We start from the raw sequence: 23167 nt of genomic DNA on the forward strand, positions 1-23167 counted from the left end.
ACTTGAATGGCCGCGGTTTATTCATTTTTATATATTAAAGTTGGCTGTAATTAAGACCAATCCGCAATTTGAAACTAAAACATGAGTAAAAGAGGAAGCAGAAATGCGATTAATTTTGCAGGAAAAAATTGGGGACACGGTCGAATTAAGTCATCGAAAGACAAACAAAAACGGAAAAAAAGTTTAATGGAAATTCAATTTTCTGAATTGTGTCAAAAATTTGATTTTGATACACAAAAAAATCCTCGGACTAATGCAAAACTTGAATCTGAATTTAATACTCATAAATCCAGAAAACGGAAAGAAATAATCAAAAAAGCGGATTTATATAAAAAATACTGCAAAGAGAATAATGTAGAATTTAATATTGTTGAGTTTCTGTTGGATAAGATTTATATCAAAAAGTTTTATTTAAAAACAAAAGCACCTGACAAAATAGAAAAGGAAAAAACAAAAACAAACGGAAATAGAATAGCTGACTTTTTAACTAACGAAATCATACTTAAATTAAAAAATCTGAATAAAAAATAACTACAGCCAACACAGTATATAAAAAATTGCTAGTTTTAGCTAAACCAAAGTTAGTTGCTTTGTTTGCTAGCTTCTGATTTTGCTACGGAAAACCCACACACGCAAAAACGCCACAGCTCATATACCAAACCGAATTTGAAATAAAATTAGTTTTTATTAGAAAACACAATAAATGAAAAAAATTATTTTGCTAATTCTGCTTTTGGCTTCATCAAAAGGTATCGGACAAAAATCGGAATTAAACATTTCAATTGACGAAAGAATTGAGACAATCTATTCAATAGCATTTTTAGATAATTATTTTTTAGTCAGCAATCACGATAACCTCTATAAATCAAAGTTGAGAAAAAATCTCGATGCCCTGAAAAACCATAAAGCAGTAATTTTATTTGACACGTTAACTAAAAACCACGGATTTAATTTTTATAAAGTTACAGACTGGGCGCTACAGTTCGATAAATTTCCTGAATTAAATAAAGTAAGAGAAGTAGCAAAACCTTATCCTTTCGCCGAAAGCAATGATATAATTGAAAATTTCAAAAAAGAGTTTATTTCTTTCAACCAAGATTCATTGTTTCAAGTATATTTAACTGAAATTAAACCATTAAATGAAAAAGTACTTAATCAAGTAAAAGCATCTAAATCTATTCAAGAGCTTCCAACCTATTTAGAAACATATTACGGAACTAAATTGGGTTCATATAATTTAATCCTTTCGCCTTTAGTTCATTCAGGAGGTTTCAATGCAGAATTCATAGAAAATGGAAAAAAACAAGTTTATGCCATAATTGGACCCAATGGAGAAATTGAACATATTCCGTATTTTGGTAAAGATTATATAGAAATGGATATGATTTTACACGAATTCGGACACTCGTTTGTAAATCCTTTATTGGAAAAATACGCTTCTGAAATAGAAAAACTTAAAGATAAATATTATACCCAAAACTTAATAAAAGCAGGAAATCAAGAAGGATATAGTGAATGGAAGTATGTTTTTAACGAACTTTTGTTAAGAGCAACAACAATAAAAATTACAGAGAAGCATTTTGGAGCAAAAAAAGCAAAAGAACTTTTAGACTATGAAATAGCCATTGGATTTTCATTGGTGGAAAATTTTGTGGAAATTTTAAAAACTTATGAAAAGAACAGAGAAAAATATCCAAACTTTAATAAGTTTTATCCCATTTTAATTGAACGAATGAAATAAAAGCCATTTCCCAACACCTTATTATAATCCAATGGCTGGTTTTAGCCACTTACAAAAACCCTAACGTTCTTTCTATCTGTGATATATTTGCTAACTTTAATGCTTAAAACACGCTACACACAACAAACAAAAAAATATGGATACAAATCTAGCAGTATTAATTGATGGCGATAACATCCCTTCGGCCCACGTTAAGGAAATGATGGAAGAAATAGCCAAATATGGCAACCCTACCATTAAACGGATTTATGGCGATTGGACCAAACCACACCTGTCAAAATGGAAAAACCTGTTGCTTGAAAATGCCATAACGCCCATTCAGCAATACGGATACACCACAGGAAAAAACGCAACCGATTCTGCCATGATCATTGATGCCATGGATATTCTGTACTCTAGTAAAGTAAACGGTTTTTGCCTCGTTTCCAGCGATAGCGATTTTACACGACTCGCCGTTCGATTGCGCGAAGCGGGCATGCAAGTTATTGGTATTGGCGAAAAGAAAACACCCAACCCCTTTATTGTGGCTTGTGATAAGTTTATTTATGTTGAAATTTTGAAGAACAAGGCCGACCGTCAAGATATTGATGTGGAAGCCGCCAAAGACAACGTGGACACCATTACCCAAAAAGACATTGAACTGATTGCCACTACCATTGCCGACGTATCCGACGATGATGGTTGGGCCTTTCTTGGCGACGTTGGCAGTTTGTTACAAAAAAAACAACCAAATTTCGATTCCAGAAACTTTGGTTTTGATAAGCTTACGCCTTTAATAAAATCCATAGACCGTTTTGAACTGGAACAGCGCGAAAACCCCAAAAGCCGCTATAAATTAATTTTTGTGCGTCTTAAAAAAACCGCTGCCCCCAAAAAAAAGCGACGCTAATGCTATTTATTAATCCATATATAATTTAAAATATATTTAAAAAAGCATATATATTTTATTATATGCAAAAAAGCATATATATTTGAATAACTCAAAAAAGCCAAACATGATAGCAATTATAACCGGGGATATTGTCAATTCCAGACAAATAGGTGCCAAACAATGGCTTCCAGAACTAAAAAAAGTACTGAACACCTATGGCGAAGAACCCAAACACTGGGAAATATACCGAGGCGATAGTTTTCAAATAGAAACAAAGCCACAGGATGCATTACAGGTTGCCATCCTAATAAAATCGGCTATAAAACAGTTTAAAACCTTAGATGCGCGACTTGCCATAGGCATTGGTGAAAAAACATACCAATCGGATAAAATAACCGAATCGAACGGAAGCGCATTTATGTATTCGGGCCATTCGTTTGAAAAGCTCAAAAAACAAACGCTCGCCATCAAAACCGCTTGGAACGACTTCGACAACACCCTTAATTTAATGTGCGACCTTGCTTCGCTAACCATGGATGCGTGGTCGCCAACCTCGGCACTCATTATTAAAACCGCATTGGAATGTGACCCAAACACCAACCAAGAGGCACTCGCAACCATGCTCAATAAAAAACAAAGCAACATTAGCACAAGTTTAAAACGGGGCGGATTTTACGAAATACAGAAACTACTTCATTACTACCAACACGAAATAGAAAAACTATGTTAACACTGGCCTTAAAATTTATAGTGGCGCACTTAATGGGCGATTTTTTATTTCAGCCCGATACATGGATTGCCCATAAAAAAAAGAAAAAACACGCATCAAAGTACCTGTATGCACATATTGCCATCCATACGGGGTTATTAATTTTGGCGCTTCAATTCAATTTTAGTTATTGGTTGGGCATGTTGCTCATCATCGGTTCGCATTATGGCATCGATGTGGCTAAGCTTCATTTAGAAAAAAAAGTGGAAGCCCGAATCTTGTTTTTTGCAGACCAACTATTGCATTTTGCGGTTATTTTTGGCGTGGTTCAATATTATCAACCGTTCCAAATTGATATGGCTCCAATATATACGGCCCAATCGCTATTGCTCATAACGGCACTTTTAATAACAACTTACGTGTCGTCTGTCATCATTAAAACGCTCATGTCCAAATGGAAATTAAAAGAAACTTCCAAAAACCAAGCTGGAAAGTACATAGGCATTTTAGAGCGATTGTTTATTTTCCTGTTCATCGTAATTAATTATTGGCAAGGCATTGGCTTTCTATTGGCCGCAAAATCGATATTCCGTTTTGGCGATTTAACAAAAAGTGAAGACAGAAACCTAACCGAATACATTTTAATAGGTACCCTTTTAAGTTTTGGCATAGCCATAGCAACGGCCATGGGCTATAACTATTTGGTGGATTTAGCCAACCATTTATAAACACCCTTTGAAATGCAGTTTTTTTTAAATTCATTTAAAAGAAACAATTGCATGTCGTTTCAAAAAAAAACAGCCATCTAAACATCATAAAAAGAAAAAAATCCAGTTATTTCTTTACGTTGGTATTTTATAAAATTTTCAACTTTATTTTCCGAAAAAAAAATAAAAAAAATAATTTACCGTATTTTTGGGAGTGAAACGCAAACGATTTCGAGAAAATTTTTCAACAATTTTTCTTTTTAAAACACTAAAAATCAATACTTTGTGAAATAAAAAAAGTTTTAATCAATAACACTGTTTAACTGATATTTGTCATATCCTTAAGCTTTTTGTTTCGTTAAATTTGTATAGAAAATAAATAAAAAGATTACTAATAAATATTTAAAAACAAATTACAATGAAGAATATCAAAATTATTCAGGAGTTACACGATTTGGGAATTACAGGTTATCATGAGGTGGCATACAACCCTTCATATCAAGAATTATTTGAATCTGAAATTTCACATAAAAGGAAAGGATTTGAAAAAGGAGCTCAAACATCAACAGGTGCCGTAGCCGTAAAAACCGGTGTTTTTACAGGACGTTCCCCTAAAGATAGATATATTGTAAAAGACGATATTACTAAAGACACCATCGACTGGAATTCAGTAAATATGGCAACCAGTAATGAAGTGTACCAAGAATTAAAAGGTTTGGTTTTAGAGCAACTTTCCTCTTCGCCTAAATTATATGTTGTAGATGCATTTTGCGGTACCAACGCCGATACCCGCCTAAAAGTACGCTTTGTTATGGAAGTGGCGTGGCAAGCACACTTTGTTACCAATATGTTTATCAGGCCATCCATTCACGAGCTAGAAAACTTTGGAGAACCAGACTTTGTAATTATGAATGGTTCAAAAACCGTAAACCCTAACTGGAAACAGCACGGATTAAATTCTGAAAACTTTGTGGTATTCAATTTAACCGAAAAAATACAAATTATTGGTGGTACTTGGTACGGTGGCGAAATGAAAAAAGGCATATTTGCCATGATGAACTTCTACTTACCATTAAAAGGCATTGCATCCATGCACTGTTCTGCAAACGTGGGTGAAAAAGGTGATGTTGCTGTGTTTTTCGGACTTTCAGGAACCGGAAAAACTACCTTATCGGCCGATCCAAAACGTTATTTAATTGGTGATGATGAGCACGGTTGGGACGATAATGGCGTATTTAACTTTGAAGGTGGTTGCTATGCCAAAGTAATTGATTTGAGCGAAAAGAACGAACCAGACATTTGGAGAGCCATTAAAAGGGATGCCTTACTAGAAAACGTGGTTGTTGACGAATATGGCGATGTAGATTACTATGACCATTCCATTACCGAAAACTCAAGGGTTTCTTACCCCATTTACCATATCAATAAAATTGTATTGCCCTCAAAAGCAGGACACGCCAGCAAAATCATCTATTTATCTGCCGATGCTTTTGGTGTGTTGCCTCCAGTGTCAATTTTAAACGAAGACCAAGCACAATACCATTTCTTATGCGGGTTTACATCAAAATTAGCCGGAACCGAAAGAGGCATTACCGAACCAACCCCATCGTTTTCTCCTGCCTTTGGTGAAGCGTTCTTAACATTAAGACCAACCATGTACTCATCTACATTGGTTGCCAAAATGAAAGAACACAACGCAAAAGCCTATTTAGTGAACACAGGCTGGAACGGTACCGGAAAACGAATTTCGTTAAAAGATACACGTGCCATTATTGATGCCATTTTAGACGGTTCTATTGATAAAGCCGAAACGGTTGATATTCCTTTCTTAAACCTAACGGCACCAAAAGCATTACCAACGGTAAGCAATATTTTAGACCCAAGAAACACCTACAAAGATGTTGCAGAATGGGAAACAAAAGCTAAAAAACTAGCGGCTCTTTACATTAAAAACTTCGAGCAATATTGCGATACCCCAGAAGGACTTGCTTTGGTTCCAGCTGGACCAACCTTAGAAGACAAAGCTGTAGAAGCCTAATTTTTTAAAGTTATAACAATTAAAACATCTGTTTGTAGGTCCAAGGAACTTACAGGCAGATGTTTTTTTATAATGAATAGTCGTATAATTTGAAAATTGTCGGGTTTACCAAACGCCCTCCATAGAAAAATTTTCGTGTGGAAATAAATTAGTTAACGATTAGGCCATCACTTGAAGCACTTTTGCCTAAAATTGAATTTGCACCTTTATAGAATTAACTATAAATTCCATTTGAAATTTTAATGCTTCAAATACGCCAATACATTCCGTTCGATGCGTTCCTGGATGTTTGAAACATCGCCTTTTACAAAAGTTTCGCCGGTGATGTTTTCGTAAAGTTCAATATAACGTTCGCTAACGGTTTCAATATAGTCGTCGCTCATAAACGGTACGGTTTGCCCTTTTAGGCCTTGGAAGTTATTGGCTATAAGCCATTGGCGCACAAATTCTTTGCTTAATTGTTTTTGGGGTTCGTTTTTGGCTTGACGGTCTTCATACCCATCGGCATAAAAATATCGTGAAGAATCGGGGGTGTGTATTTCATCAATCAATACAATGTTGCCTTCTTTTGTTTTCCCAAACTCGTATTTGGTATCCACTAAAATCAACCCACGTGATGCTGCAATTTCACTACCTCGTTTAAACAGTTTACGGGTATAATCTTCCAACACCACATAATCGGCTTCACTTACAATGCCTCGCCTTAAAATGTTTTCCCTAGAAATATCTTCATCATGGTTGCCCATTTCCGCTTTGGTTGCCGGCGTAATGATAGGTTCTGGAAACGCATCATTTTCTTTCATCCCTTCGGGCATCGCCACACCGCATAACTCACGTTTTCCTGCTTTATATTCGCGCGCCGCATGTCCAGACATATAGCCACGAATAACCATTTCCACCTTAAAGGGTTCGCACAAATGCCCTACGGCTACGTTTGGATCGGGGGTGGCGGTTAACCAATTGGGCACCAAATCTTGGGTGGCTGCCATCATTTTGGTGGCAATTTGGTTTAGTATTTGCCCTTTATACGGAATACCTTTTGGCATTACCACATCAAAAGCAGAAAGCCTATCGGTGGCAATCATGACCAATTGTTCGTCGTTTATGTTGTAAACTTCTCTTACTTTGCCTTTATAAACGCTTTTTTGACCAGGAAAATTGAAATTGGTGGTTGTGATTGTATTCATTAGAAGTAGCCCATTGTTAGTATTGCAAATGTAATTTGTTTAGTGATGCCAAACAATAACTAAATAAAAAAAGCGCACTAAAAGACTTGTTTACGCTGTATTGAAGAACGGAAGCAATCGTATGCGGCTTGCCAAAATACTTTTTTGACATACATCATACAGATTGCTTCCGTTACGCGCAGTGATTTGGCGAACAAATCAATGCATTGCTTATTTAATTAAACCTAATGTTATAGGTAACCCCCACGCCTACTGTTTGCAGATCAAAATCGTTATCAGCAAACGTGTTTTGATAGAAGGCATACAAATTCCAGTCTCGGTTGTGGTAACCTATTTGAGGGTTTACATATAAACCACCCTCGTTATTATCCACGTTTGTTAAAAAACCATAACCTAGGTCGGCACCAAAAAACAGCCCTTTTGGTGTAAAGTAATAGCGAACAAATGCCGCTGCGGGAATAACTCCAAAATCGTCAACACCATCTTTTCCAAAGAAGTGGCTATAACCAGAGGCGATACCAATACCAAAATTGGGGTTTACCAAATATTGCCCGCGTAAATCCAAACCTACATTAAAAGATGCAATATCGTTTGCATCGCCTACCGGTACTCCTGCAGTAATTCCTGCTTTTAACCAAGAATTGTCTGGTGTGATATCGATGTCCGTTTGTTGCGCGAACAATTGACTAAACCCGAATAATCCGGCAATTAAAATGACTTTTTTCATGTTGTTTCTTTTTTAAATGATTATGTTACAAATCTCAGTAATCTATCAAGAAAACGTTTTACATGATTTTCAATAAAATTTACAGAATTAAGGGAATGGGATTTGAGGGGATGTTGGGTTATTGGTTATTGGTTATTGAAAACCAAATAATACAACAACTCGATTCTTTAAAAACGACGCCATCCTAAATTTAATAAGGCACTGCACTAATAACTTAATGTCTCAATAACTCAATTTCTTTATTTCTAAACAACTGCATTACTATTCAATATTTTCAATGCTTTTATAGGCTTCAATAACCTTTTTCACCAAACGGTGACGAATTACGTCGTTATCATCTAAAAATATCATGCCTACGCCTTCTACGTTCTTCAATATCAACAATGCTTCTTTTAATCCGGAAATGGTTCGGCGTGGTAGATCTATTTGTCCCGGATCGCCCGTTAATAAAAACTTGGCATTTTTTCCCATACGGGTCAAAAACATTTTCATTTGGTTGTGCGTAGTATTCTGGCCTTCATCTAAAATTACAAAGGCATTATCCAAAGTGCGACCGCGCATAAAAGCCAATGGGGCAATTTGTATGGTACCATTTTCTATGTACATGGCCAATTTTTCGGCAGGGATCATATCGCGCAGGGCATCGTACAAAGGTTGCATGTAAGGGTCTAGTTTTTCTTTTAGATCGCCCGGTAAAAACCCCAGGTTCTCTCCTGCCTCAACCGCAGGTCGTGTTAAAATAATACGCTTAACTTCCTTGTTTTTAAGTGCTTGAACAGCCAAAGCTACCCCCGTATAGGTTTTTCCGGTGCCTGCTGGCCCAATGGCAAAAACCATGTCGTTTTTTCGCATGCTCTCTACCAATTTGCGTTGGTTGGCGGTTTGGGCCTTAATAAGCTTGCCCCCAACACCGTGCACCAAAACATCGCCACTGGAAGCGCTGGTGGCATAATCGTCGCTACTTTTACTGGTAAGTACGCGCTCGATCACGTTCTCGTCCAATTTATTGTATTTGGCAAAATGCTGAATGAGCATATTCATACGGCGGTTAAATTCCTCCAGTAATTCATCATCACCAAAAGCCTTGATTTTAGTGCCCCGAGCTACAATTTTAAGTTTGGGAAAGTATTTTTTTAAAAGTTCGATATTGGCGTTATGTGCTCCAAAAAAATCTTTTGGCGTCACTTCTTCAAGTTCTATGATTATTTCGTTCAATGGCGTGGGATAGGTTAAAATTTGTATTAGATTATTGCGAATAATCCGTTTTCAATTAAAATGATTTGTTAAATTTATGCTGCTATTTTAATGTGATAAATGGCTTTGATAAACCTACATTTTTCATGTTAAATATAAAAATGAAAACAAAAAATTTATGTAGGTTTGTTGCTCATCCGTTAAAACTCAAAAATAAACAAATTTGAGTGCACAACCTTAAAAACATATCAACAATTTGCCCATGGCGATTATTACACTAACTACCGATTTTGGTGAAAAAGATCACTTTGTAGGTGCTACTAAAGGGGCCATTTACTGTGAATTGCCAGATATTAGAATTGTTGATATCTCTCATTCCGTATCACCCTTCAACATTCTTGAAGCGGGCTATATCATTCAAAATGCCTATCGCAGTTTTCCCAAGGGCACGATTCATTTAATTGGTATCGATTCTGAAATTAACAAGGAAAACAAGCACATTGCCATAAAACTGGACGACCATTATTTTATTTGTGCCAATAATGGCATTTTAAGCATGATTTGTGCTGAAATTGTGCCCGAAAAAATTGTGGAAATCAATATTCACGATAAAATACACACCAGTTTTCCTGTGCTCGATATTTTTGTGAAAGTAGCTTGCCACATTGCTCGTGGCGGCACCCTTGATGTGGTAGGTAAAACCATTACGGAAATTAAGCCCATTAAAAACATCAAGCCTTTTGTAAACGACGACAAAACCCAAATTGTAGGGAGCGCGATTTATATTGATAACTACGGAAACGTGATTACCAACATAAAAAAATCTTTTTTTGAGACCATACAAAAAGGGCGTGCTTTTGAAATTTCGGCACGAAGCCACAAATTCAAGAAAATATACCATAAATATAGCGACATCGTGAATTTTGATATTCCTGAGGAAAAACGCCATGACGAAGGCAAAGGTCTTGTGGTTTTTAATTCGGGCGGTTTTTTGGAAATTGCCATTTATAAAAGCAACACCACCACAACGGGTGGCGCTTCAACTTTAATGGGGCTGGATTTGATGGATTCCGTTAGCGTAAATTTTAGCACCGAATCCATTTTGCCCAAAGAACTTGATGATTTTTAACCCGTACAACAAACTTCATAATTCCAAAATTAAAAAATAGTGCTTAACCCTGTAACATTGTGATAATTCTTAGTAATTTTGACCCTTGAAACCAAAAAACCTGAACCGTAAAACCATTAAGCACTTTCTACCTTTAACCTCTAACTTTTAACTTCCAAAACAACCCATGTTCGCCATTTTAAAAAAAGAAATAAACTCATTTTTTGCATCGCCCATAGGTTATTTGGTTATTGCCATTTTTTTGTTGCTCAATGGGTTGTTTTTATGGCTGTTCAAGGGCGAGTACAACATTTTGGATTACGGATTTGCCGATTTATCAGCCTTCTTTTTGCTGGCGCCCTGGATTTTAATGTTCCTCATTCCTGCGGTAACCATGCGCAGTTTTTCCGATGAAAAAAAACAAGGCACCTTGGAATTGCTGCTCACAAAACCCATTTCGCACACCAACCTTGTGTTGGGCAAATTTTTTGGTGCGTTTATATTAATTTTAATAGCGCTTTTTCCAACCTTATTATATGTGTTTACGGTTTATGCACTGGGCAATCCTGAGGGCTATTTAGATGTAGGCAGCACCTTGGGCTCCTATTTTGGATTGCTTTTTTTAATTGCATCGTACACCGCTATTGGTATTTTTACCTCAACACTTTCCGATAACCAAATCGTGGCTTTTATTAGCTCTGTTTTTATTTGTTTCTTATTTTATATTGGTTTTGAGGGTATTGCCGATTTTACATCGAATAATTTTATCGAACAATTGGGCATGAACGCACACTACAAAAGCATGAGCCGTGGTGTTCTGGATACACGCGACATCATCTATTTTTTAAGCGTTGCCAGCTTCTTCTTAATACTTACAAAACTTAACATTAACAACGAAAAAAAATGATTTTTACACCAGCATTCGTCATCATTTTAATAGTCCTTTTTATTCTGGTTTGGCTATTTACCAATACCATCGATAAGCGCAAGTGGTTGAGCTTTATCATAAGTTTGGCACTTACACCGGTTGTTTATTTTTTTGTGTTTTATCCATTGCTCAACATTTTTAGTAGCTACCACCACGAAAAGCATTTTGATGCCGAAGCATGGGCAGAAAAACCAGCCTATCGTTACGAGATGAGCAACGAAATAACCAATAAAAACCTGTTTTTAGGTAAAACGAAAAAAGAAGTAAAAGCCATTTTGGGCACCAGTGAATGGTATGGTTGGGACGATAGCATTAAGGCCAATTCGCCCGATAAATGGAATTACAATTTAGGCTACAAACCAGGGGCGTTCAACATGATGCAAGAGTGTTTGGAACTGGAATTTAAAAACAACACCGTAGCAAGCATCAAGCAATATCAATTAGAGACCAAATTTGAAGAAGCACCTTAAACATATCGGCATGTTGGCAATCGTTTTAATTGCCATAAACTATGTGAGCAGTTTTGTTTTTAAACGGTTTGATTTAACCGAAGACAAACGCTATACCTTAAGCGATGCCACCCTAAAAATTGTCAAAAATGTAGAGTCGCCCCTCATTGTGGATGTGTTTTTAAGCGGAGACGATTTTCCTTCAGAATTTAGGCGCCTTCAAAGCGAAACCAAACAATTACTCGAAGAATTTTCAGCAAAAAACAGCAACATCGTTTTCAATTTTATAAATCCTTTAGAAGACGATGCCACCCGCGACCGCAACATCCAACAGCTTACCCAACGGGGATTGACACCTATGCAATTAAGCGTGCAGGAAAGCGGAAAAGCATCGCAGGCCATTATTTTTCCGTGGGCCCTGGCCAGTTACAACAACGAAACCATTAGCATCCCATTAGTAAAAAACAAAATTGGGGCCTCGCAACAAGATTTGGTAACCAACTCGGTACAACATCTGGAATATGCCTTTGCCGACGGTTTTAGCAAATTAACAAACCCAAAAAGTAAAAAAATCGCCATTTTAAGAGGCAACAAGCAATTGCCCGATAAATATATGGCCGATTTTATTCGGAAAATTGGTGAATACTACCGCATTGCGCCTTACACGCTGGATAGTGTGGCAGTAAACCCGCAAAAAACTTTGGATGGTTTGGAGCAGTTCGATTTAATCATTTCAGCAAAACCAACCGAAGCATTTACCGAAACTGAAAAACTGGTATTGGACCAATACACCATGAACGGTGGTAAAAGCTTATGGCTTGTTGATGCCGTAGCCATGGAAAAGGACAGTTTGTACAACGATTTGGGCAAAAATTTTGCCATGCCCCGCGACTTAAACCTAACCGATTTCTTTTTTAAATATGGGGTTCGCATAAATCCAGATATTGTAAGTACACTTTACTCGGCGCCCATCACACTTGCCATGGGCGAAGGCAGCGAATCGCAATTCCAACACCTACGGTGGCCCTATTCCCCATTGGCCTCCACACTTAGCGACCACCCCATTGTTAACAATTTGAATTTGGTGAAATTTGATTTTGCCAATCAAATCGACACTTTAAAGAATAGCATCAAAAAAACCATTTTGCTAGAAAGTGCCCCATTAAGCAAGCTAGAAGGTACCCCTCGCGAAATTAGTTTGGAAGTGGTAACCCAGGAGCTGGACCCGGCAAGCTTCAACAAAGGCAACCAAAACTTGGCCGTTTTGTTGGAAGGCCAATTTCCTTCGGTATATAGTAACCGTGTGAAACCTTTCAAACTAAAAAAGGAAATTACCAAAAGCATCCCTACAAAAATGATTGTGATTGCCGATGGGGATGTTATTAAAAACGAGGTATATAGAAACTCTCCGCAAGAATTGGGTTTTGACAAATGGACCGGACAAACCTACGGCAACAAGGAATTTTTGCTAAATGCCGTAAATTATTTATTGGACGATAACGGACTTATAAACATCCGTTCAAAAAAGATAGCCGTTACCTTCTTGGATCAGGAAAAAATAGCGTCCGAAAAAACAAAATGGCAACTTATAAACATTTTACTGCCGCTTGTGCTATTGGCTATTTTTGGGGTACTTTTTAATTATTTTAGGAAGAAAAAATACACCAAACCGCAATAAAAAAGGCTATAAAAAGCAGCTATTCCATACCAATAAATGTTAATAAGTTTGTTTCCTATATTAATCTGTATGGAATATATTTGTAGGTAATAGAATTTTAAACTTAAACGACGCTTTATAAATGAAATTTATAGTATCAAGTACCTATTTGTTAAAACAATTACAGGTTTTAGGTGGTGTAATAAATAACTCAAATACCTTACCTATTTTAGATAATTTCTTATTTGAATTAGATCAATCGACGTTAACCGTTTCCGCAAGCGACCTAGAAACGACCATGTCATCGTCGCTGGAAGTAGAAAGCGTAAGCACAGGCAACATTGCCATACCCGCCCGATTGCTGTTAGATACTTTAAAAACTTTTCCAGAGCAACCCCTTACTTTTGTTGTTGCGGAAAACAACACCGTAGAGATAAGCTCCAACTATGGTAAATATGCACTGGCCTATGCCAACGGCAATGAATTCCCAAAAGCGGTTTCACTTGAAGACCCTAGCAAAACCGTTATTCTTGGCGACGTGCTGGCATCGGCCATAAGCAAAACCATTTTTGCTGCCGGAAACGATGATCTGCGCCCCGTAATGAGCGGTGTGTTTTTTCAGTTTTCAACCCAAGGCCTTACATTTGTGGCTACCGATGCGCATAAATTGGTGAAATATACCCGTGAGGACATTACCGCAAGTCAAGTAGCAGAATTTATCATGCCGAAAAAACCATTAAATTTGTTGAAAGGTATTTTAGCGGGCAGTGAAAATGAAGTGACCATTGAATACAACGACTCGAATGCCAAATTCACTTTTGATAATTCAGAGCTCATTTGTCGGTTGATTGATGGCAAATATCCAAATTACGAAGCGGTAATCCCTAAAGAAAATCCTAATAAATTAATGATCGATAGAACCCAGTTTTTAAACTCGGTACGTCGTGTAAGCATCTTTTCAAACAAGACCACCCATCAAATACGTTTGAAAATTGCGGGCGCAGAGCTTAATATTTCGGCGGAAGATATTGATTACAGCAACAAAGCCGAAGAACGTTTAACCTGCGATTACCAAGGCGACGATATGCAAATTGGTTTCAACTCGCGCTTTTTAACTGAAATGCTCAATAATTTAAGTTCGGACGATGTACAACTTGAAATGAGCATGCCCAATAGAGCCGGTATTTTAACACCTGTTGATGGCTTGGACGAAGGTGAACAGATAACGATGCTTGTGATGCCGGTGATGTTGAATTCTTGATAGAGGACAATCGGATTAAAGGTATTGGGTTGTTAAGTAATTTAGTTATTGGGTTATTGGGTTATTGGACTTTACCTTAATAACCCAGTAACTTAATAACTTTTTTTATGCCTTAAAAATTTTCAGTTCAAAACCATATAAGTGGCAATTCCTGCCAAATAACCCAAAAGCGCCAACAGGGATATTTTTTTAAGGTACCAAATAAAATCAATTTTAAAAATGCCCATTATGGCAACACCTGCTGCCGAACCTATAATTAAAATACTACCTCCCGTACCGGCACAATAGGCCAATAGTTCCCAAAAAGCATGATCTACATGATAGGTTTCCAAGGAATACATGCCCATAGCGCCCGCAACCATGGGCACATTGTCTATAACAGATGATAAGATGCCTATAAAGGTATTTACCACATAAATACTGTCAAAATTAGCATCTAAAGTCGTAGCGAGCTGCAACAAATGCCCACCCGATTGCAAAGCTGCAACCGCCATTAAAATACCAAGAAAAAACAGGATGCTTGGAGTATCGATACGCTGTAAAACCGTAATGATTGAAAGTGATTGTTTTTGGGGCTCCTCTTTTTTACGGTGCAATACCTCGGTAATAATCCACATTACGCTTAAACCAAAAAGAATGCCCATAAAAGGTGGCAAATGGGTGATACTCTTAAAAATGGGCACAAACAATAAGGCCCCAATGCCAACGCAAAACACCAGTGTTTTATCAAAGCTTGCAACCGCATGCCTGTCTTTGTTATGAACGTCCATAGAGGCTTGCGAAGCCGCAATATCACCTTTTAGCGTAACACTTAAAATGAGTAAGGGTACCGCTAAACAAACAATACTTGGCAATAAAACCTGCATGATGATGTTACTGGCGGTAATTTGTCCCCCAATCCACAACATGATGGTTGTAACATCGCCTATGGGCGACCAAGCACCCCCAGCATTTGCGGCAATAATTATGATACCCGCAAAAAGCCATAAATCTTTTTTATCGGTTATCATTTTTTTCAAAAGGGCCGACATCACGATAGCCGTGGTTAAGTTATCCAAGGCAGCCGACAGGAAAAACGTAATAAAACTGAGCACCCAAATAAGTTTAACGCGGTTGGTTATTCTAATTCTATCGGTTATGATAGAAAAACCTTCATGGGCATCAATAAGCTCCACAATCGTCATAGCACCAAGAAGGAAAAATAATATTTCAGAAATCTCACCAACATGCTGCAAAAGTGCTTCCGATATAAAACTTAACGATTCCGCATCGCCCGGTATTCCCGAAAACATAGTGCCTCTTCCTACAACGAGCAAGACCCAGCACAAAACGCCCGTTAAAAGTGCCGAGGCCGTTTTATTTATTTTAATTTGATGTTCTAGGGCAATGGCTAGGTAGCCGATGCTAAAAATGAGGATGATGGCTATATACATGGTATGGTTTGGTTATTTTTTTTAAAAAATCACCATAAATGTAAACTAAAAACCAATTACTTATTTTGTATTTATCGATTATTTATTGGTCGCAATAAAAAATATTTTTAAGCGCCTTTTGTGACAACAAAAAAGAAAAAATTATAATATCAGGATAAATACGTTACCTCTGTAATGGAATAATGTAAATACCGCACCGATTGTAAAAACGGACTAAATTAACACGAAATTTTAACGTAAAAGTAAATAAAGACGCAAGGTTTTAATGAAAGAAAACGGCTTTATTTATAGCTTCAAAATGACTTCAAAATAAAAAAAATATGCATTTCAACGATTTTTTATGCATTTTGCAGATGATTATTGAATTTTAATTCTATATTTACCCCAAGATTTATTTGAATAAAATAAAACAATTGCTAAAAATCTAACCTAACCTCTCATGAAAAAAATTACTTTATTAAGTGTATTCTTGTTTACGTTGCACTTGAGTTTCTCTCAAGAACTTTATAAAAAGGTTTTAATTTCCAATGTAACACCATCTTTAATTAAAACATTAGACCAAGAAGGGATTGATTTAAGCTGTGGTGCCGTATTTAAAGGTAATACGCTTGAAATTGAGCTTGAAGAACATTTACTACAAGATTTAAAAAATGCTGGTATCAATTACATGGTTTTAATAGATAATATGCAGGAGTTTTATAGTAAACGAGCTACCGAAGATTTGCCAAAAGCAACTTTAGAAATCCAGCAAATGAAATCTGCTGCAAAATCTAGAAAAAAATCCAAATCTGCTACTTTAAAAGACAAGTCTTATAGTATTAAGCAAGTACTGGTTGATAATATCGGTCAATATGAAGAATGTGATGAAATTGATTGGGAAATACCTTTAAATTGGAATTTAAACCCTAATCCTGCTCCTAATTCTTTTGGTGGCTGTTTAACTTATGATATGGTGCTTCAAGAATTAGATGATATGCGTGTCCAGTATCCTAATCTAATTTCAGCCAAAGTAAATGCATCTCCAACAAATCAACTAACAGCTGAAGGAAGAACGGTTTACATGGTTAGAATCTCAGACAATCCGGATATAGACGAAGTCAATGAACCTGAAACATTATACCAATCATTAATACATTCAAGGGAAGCTGCTACCGTTATGAACCAATTGTATTTCATGTGGTATATCCTTGAAAATTATGCGACAAATCCGAGCATTAGAAACCTGGTAAATAACCAAGAACTCTATTTTATACCCGTTTTCAATCCCGATGGTTTTGTTTATAACCAGACACAAGCTCCAAATGGAGGCGGTGGCCAACGAAAAAACAGGAATACAACCGCTGGAAGTTGTTCCACTTACATGTATGGCATCGATTTGAATAGAAATTCTGCATATTATTGGGGCAACGGGGGCTCTTCAACCGATCCATGCGATGATACTTATATGGGTACTGGGGCATTTTCGGAGAAAGAAACCCAAATTATGAGAGATTTTTGTTTACAGCATAACTTTAAAATAGCATTAAATCATCACTCATACAAAAATGCAGCCTTACATGCTTATGCGGGTGTTGTCCAGCCAAATTCTAGAGCTGACGAATATTCAAAATATAATCACGATATCACTTTCTTTAACAGGTTTGCCCATGGCCCCAGTACTCAAATCAGCTATATAAATAGTGGCAATATGAACGACTGGATGCAAGGGGGGCCAGCGGGCACAAGTTCAAACGGAACCCCAACTGGAACAGGCTCAGGTAAAAATACATTATCTTGGACACCAGAAAATGGTTTATCTTCTCAAGGAACAGGTGGCTCTTTCGGAGGTTTTTGGCCAGCACCATCCAATTATTTACCCATTGCTAAAAATGCCATGCGCATGAATTTTTTAGCGGCATATTATAGTGGTAAATATGCAAAACTGCATGATTTCACCCCAAGCAATATCACATCGCTATCTGGAAACTTAAAGTTCGCCATTGAAAACTTAGGGCAAACTGCCAGTGATTTTACATTAACAGTTACACCAATTTCCTCAAATATCTTATCCGTTGGTGCCGCTAGTACCCAATCTGGAATGGCTATTTTACAACAAAACAATGTAAATATTAGCTATACCCTAAGCCCTAGCACACAAGCAAACGATATTATAGAATATAAAGTAACCCTTAGAAACAATTATGCTTCCGATAACATTTTATACGAAGCTAATATTAGAAAACATTACAACCCGTCCCTTCTTTTTAACGACAATCCGGACGTTACAAATCTAACAAACTGGACAACTGCTGGAGGAACCTGGTACACGACCAATGCTGCTTACTCTGGAACAAAAGCGATAACATCAACCAATACAGCAACTTACGCAAATAATGAATCAAAAACCATAAGAAACACAAATCCGGTTAATTTAACGGGTATGCCTACGGCTTTAATTCAATATTATGCTAAATGGGATTTAGAACGTAGTTTTGATTATGTTCAAATAGAAGGTTCTACCAATGGAACTACCTGGACACCTTTATGTGGCAGACTCACCAAACCAGGAGCTCCAAATGCTAATAATACATATTCCAATAAAACCACAACATCAAATAATTTTCAACCAGATGGAGAACCATTATATGATGGCGACACACAGGGCAAATGGTATATGGAAGAAATAGTTATTGATGCTTCCACAAATTCATTTTTATTCAATCAACCAACCGTTTATTTTAGATTTGAATTCAAAACAGATAGCAACAATAGGGATGACGGTTATGTAAATATGGATTTCGAAGGTTTCTCTTTTGATGATTTTAAGGTTATAAACATTCAAATACCTTGCGTTACAACTATTCCTAGTAATATTCTAGCAGCTTCAATCACCCCAATTAGTGCAACAGTAAACTGGGACAATATTCCATCTGCGACTTACGATTTAAGATACAGAACCGTTGGAGCAACAACATGGACAACTATTACAGGTTTAACATCAGCTACCACAAATCTTAGTGGCTTAACAGCTTCAACCAACTATGAAGTACAAGTTAGAAGTAATTGTGGCATGAACAATTCTGCATATTCCGCCTCTTATAACTTTACAACAACTGCTGTAACTTATTGTACAGCCAATGGCAACAATACTTCCGATGAATACATCGGAAATGTCACTTTTGGAAGTATCAATAACACCTCTGGCGCTGGTACTGGTGGCTATACTAACTTCACTTCTATTTCAACCGATGTTACATTAAATTCATCATATCCAATTTCAATAACTAAAATATGGCCAGGAACTAAATATAATGAAGCTATTAGTGTATGGATAGATTATAATAAAGATGGTGACTTTTTAGATGCTGGTGAACAAATAGTGAATAGCTCCGCATCACAAACTACACCCATAACTGGAAATATTACTATCCCCAGTAGTGCATCGTTAGGATCTACTAGAATGAGGGTCGCTCTAAGATATAATACGCTACCTGCCTCATGTGGTTCATTTGATTATGGCGAAGTAGAAGATTATACAATAAATATATTACCAAGTTGCATCCAACCTGCTCCGCCAACTATTGCTTGCTATGAAACAGCAACCTTTGACACCAATACCTGTGCGTGGGTGGTAACCGGCACACAACCGGCGCAACCGGCCTTGGCTTGCTACGAATCCGCAACCTTTGACACCAATACCTGTGCTTGGGTGGTAACCGGCACGCAACCGGCACAACCAGCTTTGGCTTGTTACCAAACGGCGACCTTCAATACGGGAACTTGTTCTTGGGACGTAACCGGCACACAGCCTGCGCAACCTGCTTTGGCTTGCTACCAAACGGCGACGTTTGACACCAATACCTGTGCATGGGTCGTAACCGGCACACAGCCTGCGCAACCTGCCTTGGCTTGCTACCAAACGGCGACCTTCAATACGGGAACTTGTTCTTGGGACGTAACCGGAACGCAACCGGCACAACCTGCCTTGGCTTGCTACCAAACGGCTACCTTCAATACAGGAACTTGTTCTTGGGACGTAACCGGAACGCAACCGGCGCAACCAGCTTTGGCTTGTTACCAAACGGCGACCTTTGACACCAATACCTGTGCGTGGGTGGTAACCGGAACGCAACCAGCGCAACCAGCTTTGGCTTGTTATGAGTCCGCGACCTTTGACACCAATACCTGTGCGTGGGTGGTAACCGGAACACAGCCTGCACAACCTGCTTTGGCTTGTTACCAAACGGCAACGTTTGATACCAATACCTGTTCATGGGTTGTAACCGGAACGCAACCGGCGCAACCTGCTTTGGCTTGCTATGAATCCGCGACCTTTGACACCAATACCTGTGCATGGGTGGTAACCGGAACACAGCCTGCGCAACCTGCCTTGGCTTGTTACCAAACGGCGACCTTCAATACGGGAACTTGTTCTTGGGACGTAACCGGCACGCAACCGGCGCAACCTGCATTGGCTTGCTACCAAACGGCTACCTTCAATACAGGAACTTGTTCTTGGGACGTAACGGGAACACAACCGGCACAACCTGCCTTGGCTTGCTACGAATCCGCAACATTTGACTCCAATACCTGTGCGTGGGTGGTAACGGGAACGCAACCGGCACAACCAGCTTTGGCTTGTTATGAATCCGCGACCTTTGACACCAATACCTGTGCATGGGTCGTAACCGGCACGCAACCGGCGCAACCTGCCTTGGCTTGTTATGAGTCCGCGACCTTTGATACCAATACCTGTGCTTGGGTGGTAACCGGCACACAACCGGCGCAACCTGCTTTGGCTTGCTACCAAACGGCGACCTTCAATACGGGAACTTGTTCTTGGGACGTAACCGGCACACAGCCTGCACAACCTGCCTTGGCTTGTTACCAAACGGCAACGTTTGATACCAATACCTGTTCATGGGTTGTAACCGGAACGCAACCGGCGCAACCTGCCTTGGCTTGTTATGAATCCGCGACATTTGACACGAATACCTGTGCGTGGGTGGTAACCGGCACACAACCGGCACAACCAGCTTTGGCTTGTTATGAGTCCGCGACCTTTGACACCAATACCTGTGCGTGGGTGGTAACCGGAACACAGCCTGCACAACCTGCTTTGGCTTGTTACCAAACGGCAACGTTTGATACCAATACCTGTTCATGGGTTGTAACCGGAACGCAACCGGCGCAACCTGCTTTGGCTTGCTATGAATCCGCGACCTTTGACACCAATACCTGTTCATGGGTGGTAACCGGCACACAGCCTGCGCAACCTGTCTTGGCTTGTTATGAGTCAGCGACCTTTGACACGAATACCTGTGCATGGGTGGTAACCGGCACACAACCGGCACAACCAGCTTTGGCTTGTTATGAGTCCGCAACCTTTGACACGAATACCTGTGCGTGGGTGGTAACCGGCACACAGCCTGCGCAACCTGCCTTGGCTTGCTACCAAACGGCGACCTTCAATACGGGAACTTGTTCTTGGGACGTAACGGGAACACAACCTGCACAACCTGCATTGGCTTGCTACGAATCCGCAGCATTTGACACCAATACCTGTTCATGGGTGGTAACCGGCACGCAACCGGCGCAACCTGCTTTGGCTTGCTACGAATCCGCAACCTTCAATACGGGAACTTGTTCTTGGGACGTAACCGGCACACAACCTGCACAACCTGTCTTGGCTTGTTATGAGTCCGCAACCTTTGACACGAATACCTGTGCGTGGGTGGTAACGGGCACGCAACCGGCGCAACCGGCCTTGGCTTGCTACGAATCCGCAACCTTCAATACGGGAACTTGTTCTTGGGACGTAACCGGCACGCAACCGGCGCCACCTGCCTTGGCTTGTTATGAAACGGCGACCTTTGATACGAATACCTGTGCATGGGTGGTAACCGGAACGCAACCGGCGCAACCTGCTTTGGCTTGTTATGAGTCCGCGACCTTTGATACCAATACCTGTGCTTGGGTGGTAACCGGCACACAACCGGCGCAACCTGCCTTGGCTTGCTATGAGTCCGCGACCTTTGACACCAATACCTGTGCGTGGGTGGTAACCGGAACGCAACCGGCGCAACCTGCTCTGGCTTGCTACGAATCCGCGACCTTTGACACCAATACCTGTGCGTGGGTGGTAACCGGAACGCAGCCGGCGCAACCTGCCTTGGCTTGTTACCAAACGGCGACCTTCAATACGGGAACTTGTTCTTGGGACGTAATCGGCACACAACCGGCGCAACCTGCCTTGGCTTGCTATGAGTCCGCGACCTTTGACACCAATACCTGTTCATGGGTCGTAACCGGCACACAGCCTGTACAACCAGCTCTGGCTTGCTACGAATCCGCAACCTTTGACACCAATACCTGTGCTTGGGTCGTAACCGGCACACAACCGGCGCAACCGGCTACTGTTAACTGTTGGGACAACTTTATGTTCAATACTGGTACTTGTGCTTGGGAAAATACAGGAACGCCACAAGTATTCTATATAGATGCTGATGGCGATGGTTATGGCACTTCAGAGACAACCATACTAGATTGTAATGCACCTGTTGGTTATGCGATTAATAACAACGATTGTGATGACACCAATGCGAACATCAACCCAGGAATAACAGAAATACCTGGCAATGGAATCGATGATGATTGCAATCCTGCTACTTTAGACGGTTCGTTAGAAATAGAGGATGTTAATCTTGGAAATGTGTTAATTACGCCTAATCCATTTAACAATGCCATCCTTATTAAATTACCGTTAAAATTCAACAACAGTGCATTTCATATTAAAATATTCGACTTGAATGGAAGATTGGTGTTTGATAAAGCATATTCTAGCTTAAATGGAACCATTACTGTTTCCGACTTGAACAGACTAGAGCAAGCGCCTTATTTACTAAAAATCACTAGTACAAAAACAGGCACTTCTATTCTTAAAAGATTGGTTAAATATTAATTTAATGCCTCATTTATATACAAAGGGTTGCTTAATAAGCAGCCCTTTTATTATTTCATCCGGCATGTATATCTTGGAAACACCACATAAATCTAAAAAATCAAATTTTTTAAATTAATGATTATCAATATATTACAAAATACAATTGCATTTCATCGATTATATTTGCATTTCATAGAGTATTAACATACATTTGAGCCATATAATTAGTCCCAAA

The 23167-nt window shown here is 38.9% G+C and carries 16 protein-coding genes; 12 read left to right on the forward strand and 4 right to left on the reverse strand.

The genetic code is table 11. The annotated features are described in order from the left end of the window. Nucleotides 1–81 precede the first annotated feature (81 nt). From GQO80_RS14685 to pckA, 6 genes are all read left to right on the forward strand, one after another. The gene (locus GQO80_RS14685) at nt 82–531 is read left to right on the forward strand and encodes a hypothetical protein (RefSeq protein ID WP_157209119.1); all 450 of its coding nucleotides are present in this window, start codon (nt 82–84) and stop codon (nt 529–531) included. A 172-nt stretch (nt 532–703) separates the two neighbouring features. Then, nucleotides 704–1741 (forward strand): DUF4932 domain-containing protein, encoded by a 1038-nt coding sequence (locus GQO80_RS14690; protein WP_157209120.1) that lies wholly within the window; start codon nt 704–706, stop codon nt 1739–1741. A 136-nt stretch (nt 1742–1877) separates the two neighbouring features. Further along, nucleotides 1878–2630, forward strand: coding sequence for an NYN domain-containing protein (locus tag GQO80_RS14695; protein ID WP_157209121.1), 753 nt, complete (start codon nt 1878–1880; stop codon nt 2628–2630). A gap of 106 nt (nt 2631–2736) precedes the next feature. After that, nucleotides 2737–3342, forward strand: a complete 606-nt coding sequence (locus GQO80_RS14700; protein WP_157209122.1) for a transcriptional regulator — start codon at nt 2737–2739, stop codon at nt 3340–3342. Next, a complete protein-coding gene (locus GQO80_RS14705) occupies nt 3336–4049 on the forward strand; it encodes a DUF3307 domain-containing protein (RefSeq protein WP_157209123.1) in 714 nt (237 codons plus the stop codon). Before GQO80_RS14700 ends, GQO80_RS14705 begins: the two co-directional genes overlap by 7 nt. Before the next feature lie 397 nt (nt 4050–4446). Further along, nucleotides 4447–6066, forward strand: coding sequence for a phosphoenolpyruvate carboxykinase (ATP) (pckA, locus tag GQO80_RS14710; RefSeq protein ID WP_157209124.1), 1620 nt, complete (start codon nt 4447–4449; stop codon nt 6064–6066). A gap of 239 nt (nt 6067–6305) precedes the next feature. On the opposite strand, the gene GQO80_RS14715 is transcribed toward pckA, so the two are convergent. The 3 genes from GQO80_RS14715 to GQO80_RS14725 form a co-directional block, all read right to left on the reverse strand. Further along, the gene (locus tag GQO80_RS14715) at nt 6306–7253 is read right to left on the reverse strand and encodes a phosphoribosylaminoimidazolesuccinocarboxamide synthase (RefSeq protein ID WP_157209125.1); all 948 of its coding nucleotides are present in this window, start codon (nt 7251–7253) and stop codon (nt 6306–6308) included. 214 nt (nt 7254–7467) lie between these two features. After that, nucleotides 7468–7980, reverse strand: coding sequence for a hypothetical protein (locus GQO80_RS14720; RefSeq protein WP_157209126.1), 513 nt, complete (start codon nt 7978–7980; stop codon nt 7468–7470). 261 nt (nt 7981–8241) lie between these two features. Beyond that, on the reverse strand, nt 8242–9195 hold the full coding sequence (locus tag GQO80_RS14725) for a PhoH family protein (RefSeq protein WP_157209127.1): 954 nt from the start codon (nt 9193–9195) through the stop codon (nt 8242–8244). A 241-nt stretch (nt 9196–9436) separates the two neighbouring features. Here GQO80_RS14725 and GQO80_RS14730 point away from each other — a divergent pair, with 241 nt between their 5' ends. The 5 genes from GQO80_RS14730 to dnaN all read left to right on the forward strand — a co-directional run bounded on the left by GQO80_RS14730 (nt 9437) and on the right by dnaN (nt 14577). Continuing rightward, nucleotides 9437–10303 (forward strand): SAM hydrolase/SAM-dependent halogenase family protein, encoded by an 867-nt coding sequence (locus GQO80_RS14730; RefSeq protein ID WP_157209128.1) that lies wholly within the window; start codon nt 9437–9439, stop codon nt 10301–10303. Between the two features lie 166 nt (nt 10304–10469). Beyond that, entirely contained in the window at nt 10470–11189 is a 720-nt protein-coding gene (gldF, locus tag GQO80_RS14735; protein ID WP_157209129.1) for a gliding motility-associated ABC transporter permease subunit GldF, read from the forward strand. Beyond that, nucleotides 11186–11680, forward strand: coding sequence for a hypothetical protein (locus GQO80_RS14740; RefSeq protein ID WP_157209130.1), 495 nt, complete (start codon nt 11186–11188; stop codon nt 11678–11680). Before gldF ends, GQO80_RS14740 begins: the two co-directional genes overlap by 4 nt. Nucleotides 11681–11690: 10 nt before the next feature. Beyond that, nucleotides 11691–13337, forward strand: a complete 1647-nt coding sequence (gene gldG, locus GQO80_RS14745; RefSeq protein ID WP_157209131.1) for a gliding motility-associated ABC transporter substrate-binding protein GldG — start codon at nt 11691–11693, stop codon at nt 13335–13337. 121 nt (nt 13338–13458) lie between these two features. Continuing rightward, nucleotides 13459–14577, forward strand: coding sequence for a DNA polymerase III subunit beta (gene dnaN, locus GQO80_RS14750; protein WP_157209132.1), 1119 nt, complete (start codon nt 13459–13461; stop codon nt 14575–14577). A 122-nt stretch (nt 14578–14699) separates the two neighbouring features. Here the strand turns inward: dnaN and nhaD are convergent, their stop codons facing one another. After that, nucleotides 14700–16010 (reverse strand): sodium:proton antiporter NhaD, encoded by a 1311-nt coding sequence (gene nhaD / locus GQO80_RS14755; RefSeq protein WP_157209133.1) that lies wholly within the window; start codon nt 16008–16010, stop codon nt 14700–14702. A 439-nt stretch (nt 16011–16449) separates the two neighbouring features. On the opposite strand from nhaD, the gene GQO80_RS14760 reads away from it, so the two are divergent. Further along, a complete protein-coding gene (locus GQO80_RS14760) occupies nt 16450–22950 on the forward strand; it encodes a M14 family zinc carboxypeptidase (protein WP_157209134.1) in 6501 nt (2166 codons plus the stop codon). The last annotated feature ends 217 nt before the right edge of the window (nt 22951–23167 follow it).

This window comes from Mariniflexile maritimum, from assembly GCF_009746565.1.
In the GTDB taxonomy this organism is placed as follows: Bacteria; Bacteroidota; Bacteroidia; order Flavobacteriales; family Flavobacteriaceae; genus Mariniflexile; species Mariniflexile maritimum.

Excerpts from the sequence above, each read along its gene's own strand:
- GQO80_RS14685 (WP_157209119.1), top strand. The coding sequence starts at position 82 with ATGAGTAAAAGAGGAAGCAGAAATGCGATTAATTTTGCAGGAAAAAAT.
- GQO80_RS14690 (WP_157209120.1), top strand. The coding sequence starts at position 704 with ATGAAAAAAATTATTTTGCTAATTCTGCTTTTGGCTTCATCAAAAGGT.
- GQO80_RS14695 (WP_157209121.1), top strand. The coding sequence starts at position 1,878 with ATGGATACAAATCTAGCAGTATTAATTGATGGCGATAACATCCCTTCG.
- GQO80_RS14700 (WP_157209122.1), top strand. The coding sequence starts at position 2,737 with ATGATAGCAATTATAACCGGGGATATTGTCAATTCCAGACAAATAGGT.
- GQO80_RS14705 (WP_157209123.1), top strand. The coding sequence starts at position 3,336 with ATGTTAACACTGGCCTTAAAATTTATAGTGGCGCACTTAATGGGCGAT.
- pckA (WP_157209124.1), top strand. The coding sequence starts at position 4,447 with ATGAAGAATATCAAAATTATTCAGGAGTTACACGATTTGGGAATTACA.
- GQO80_RS14715 (WP_157209125.1), bottom strand. The coding sequence starts at position 7,253 with ATGAATACAATCACAACCACCAATTTCAATTTTCCTGGTCAAAAAAGC.
- GQO80_RS14720 (WP_157209126.1), bottom strand. The coding sequence starts at position 7,980 with ATGAAAAAAGTCATTTTAATTGCCGGATTATTCGGGTTTAGTCAATTG.
- GQO80_RS14730 (WP_157209128.1), top strand. The coding sequence starts at position 9,437 with ATGGCGATTATTACACTAACTACCGATTTTGGTGAAAAAGATCACTTT.
- gldF (WP_157209129.1), top strand. The coding sequence starts at position 10,470 with ATGTTCGCCATTTTAAAAAAAGAAATAAACTCATTTTTTGCATCGCCC.
- GQO80_RS14740 (WP_157209130.1), top strand. The coding sequence starts at position 11,186 with ATGATTTTTACACCAGCATTCGTCATCATTTTAATAGTCCTTTTTATT.
- gldG (WP_157209131.1), top strand. The coding sequence starts at position 11,691 with ATGTTGGCAATCGTTTTAATTGCCATAAACTATGTGAGCAGTTTTGTT.
- dnaN (WP_157209132.1), top strand. The coding sequence starts at position 13,459 with ATGAAATTTATAGTATCAAGTACCTATTTGTTAAAACAATTACAGGTT.
- nhaD (WP_157209133.1), bottom strand. The coding sequence starts at position 16,010 with ATGTATATAGCCATCATCCTCATTTTTAGCATCGGCTACCTAGCCATT.
- GQO80_RS14760 (WP_157209134.1), top strand. The coding sequence starts at position 16,450 with ATGAAAAAAATTACTTTATTAAGTGTATTCTTGTTTACGTTGCACTTG.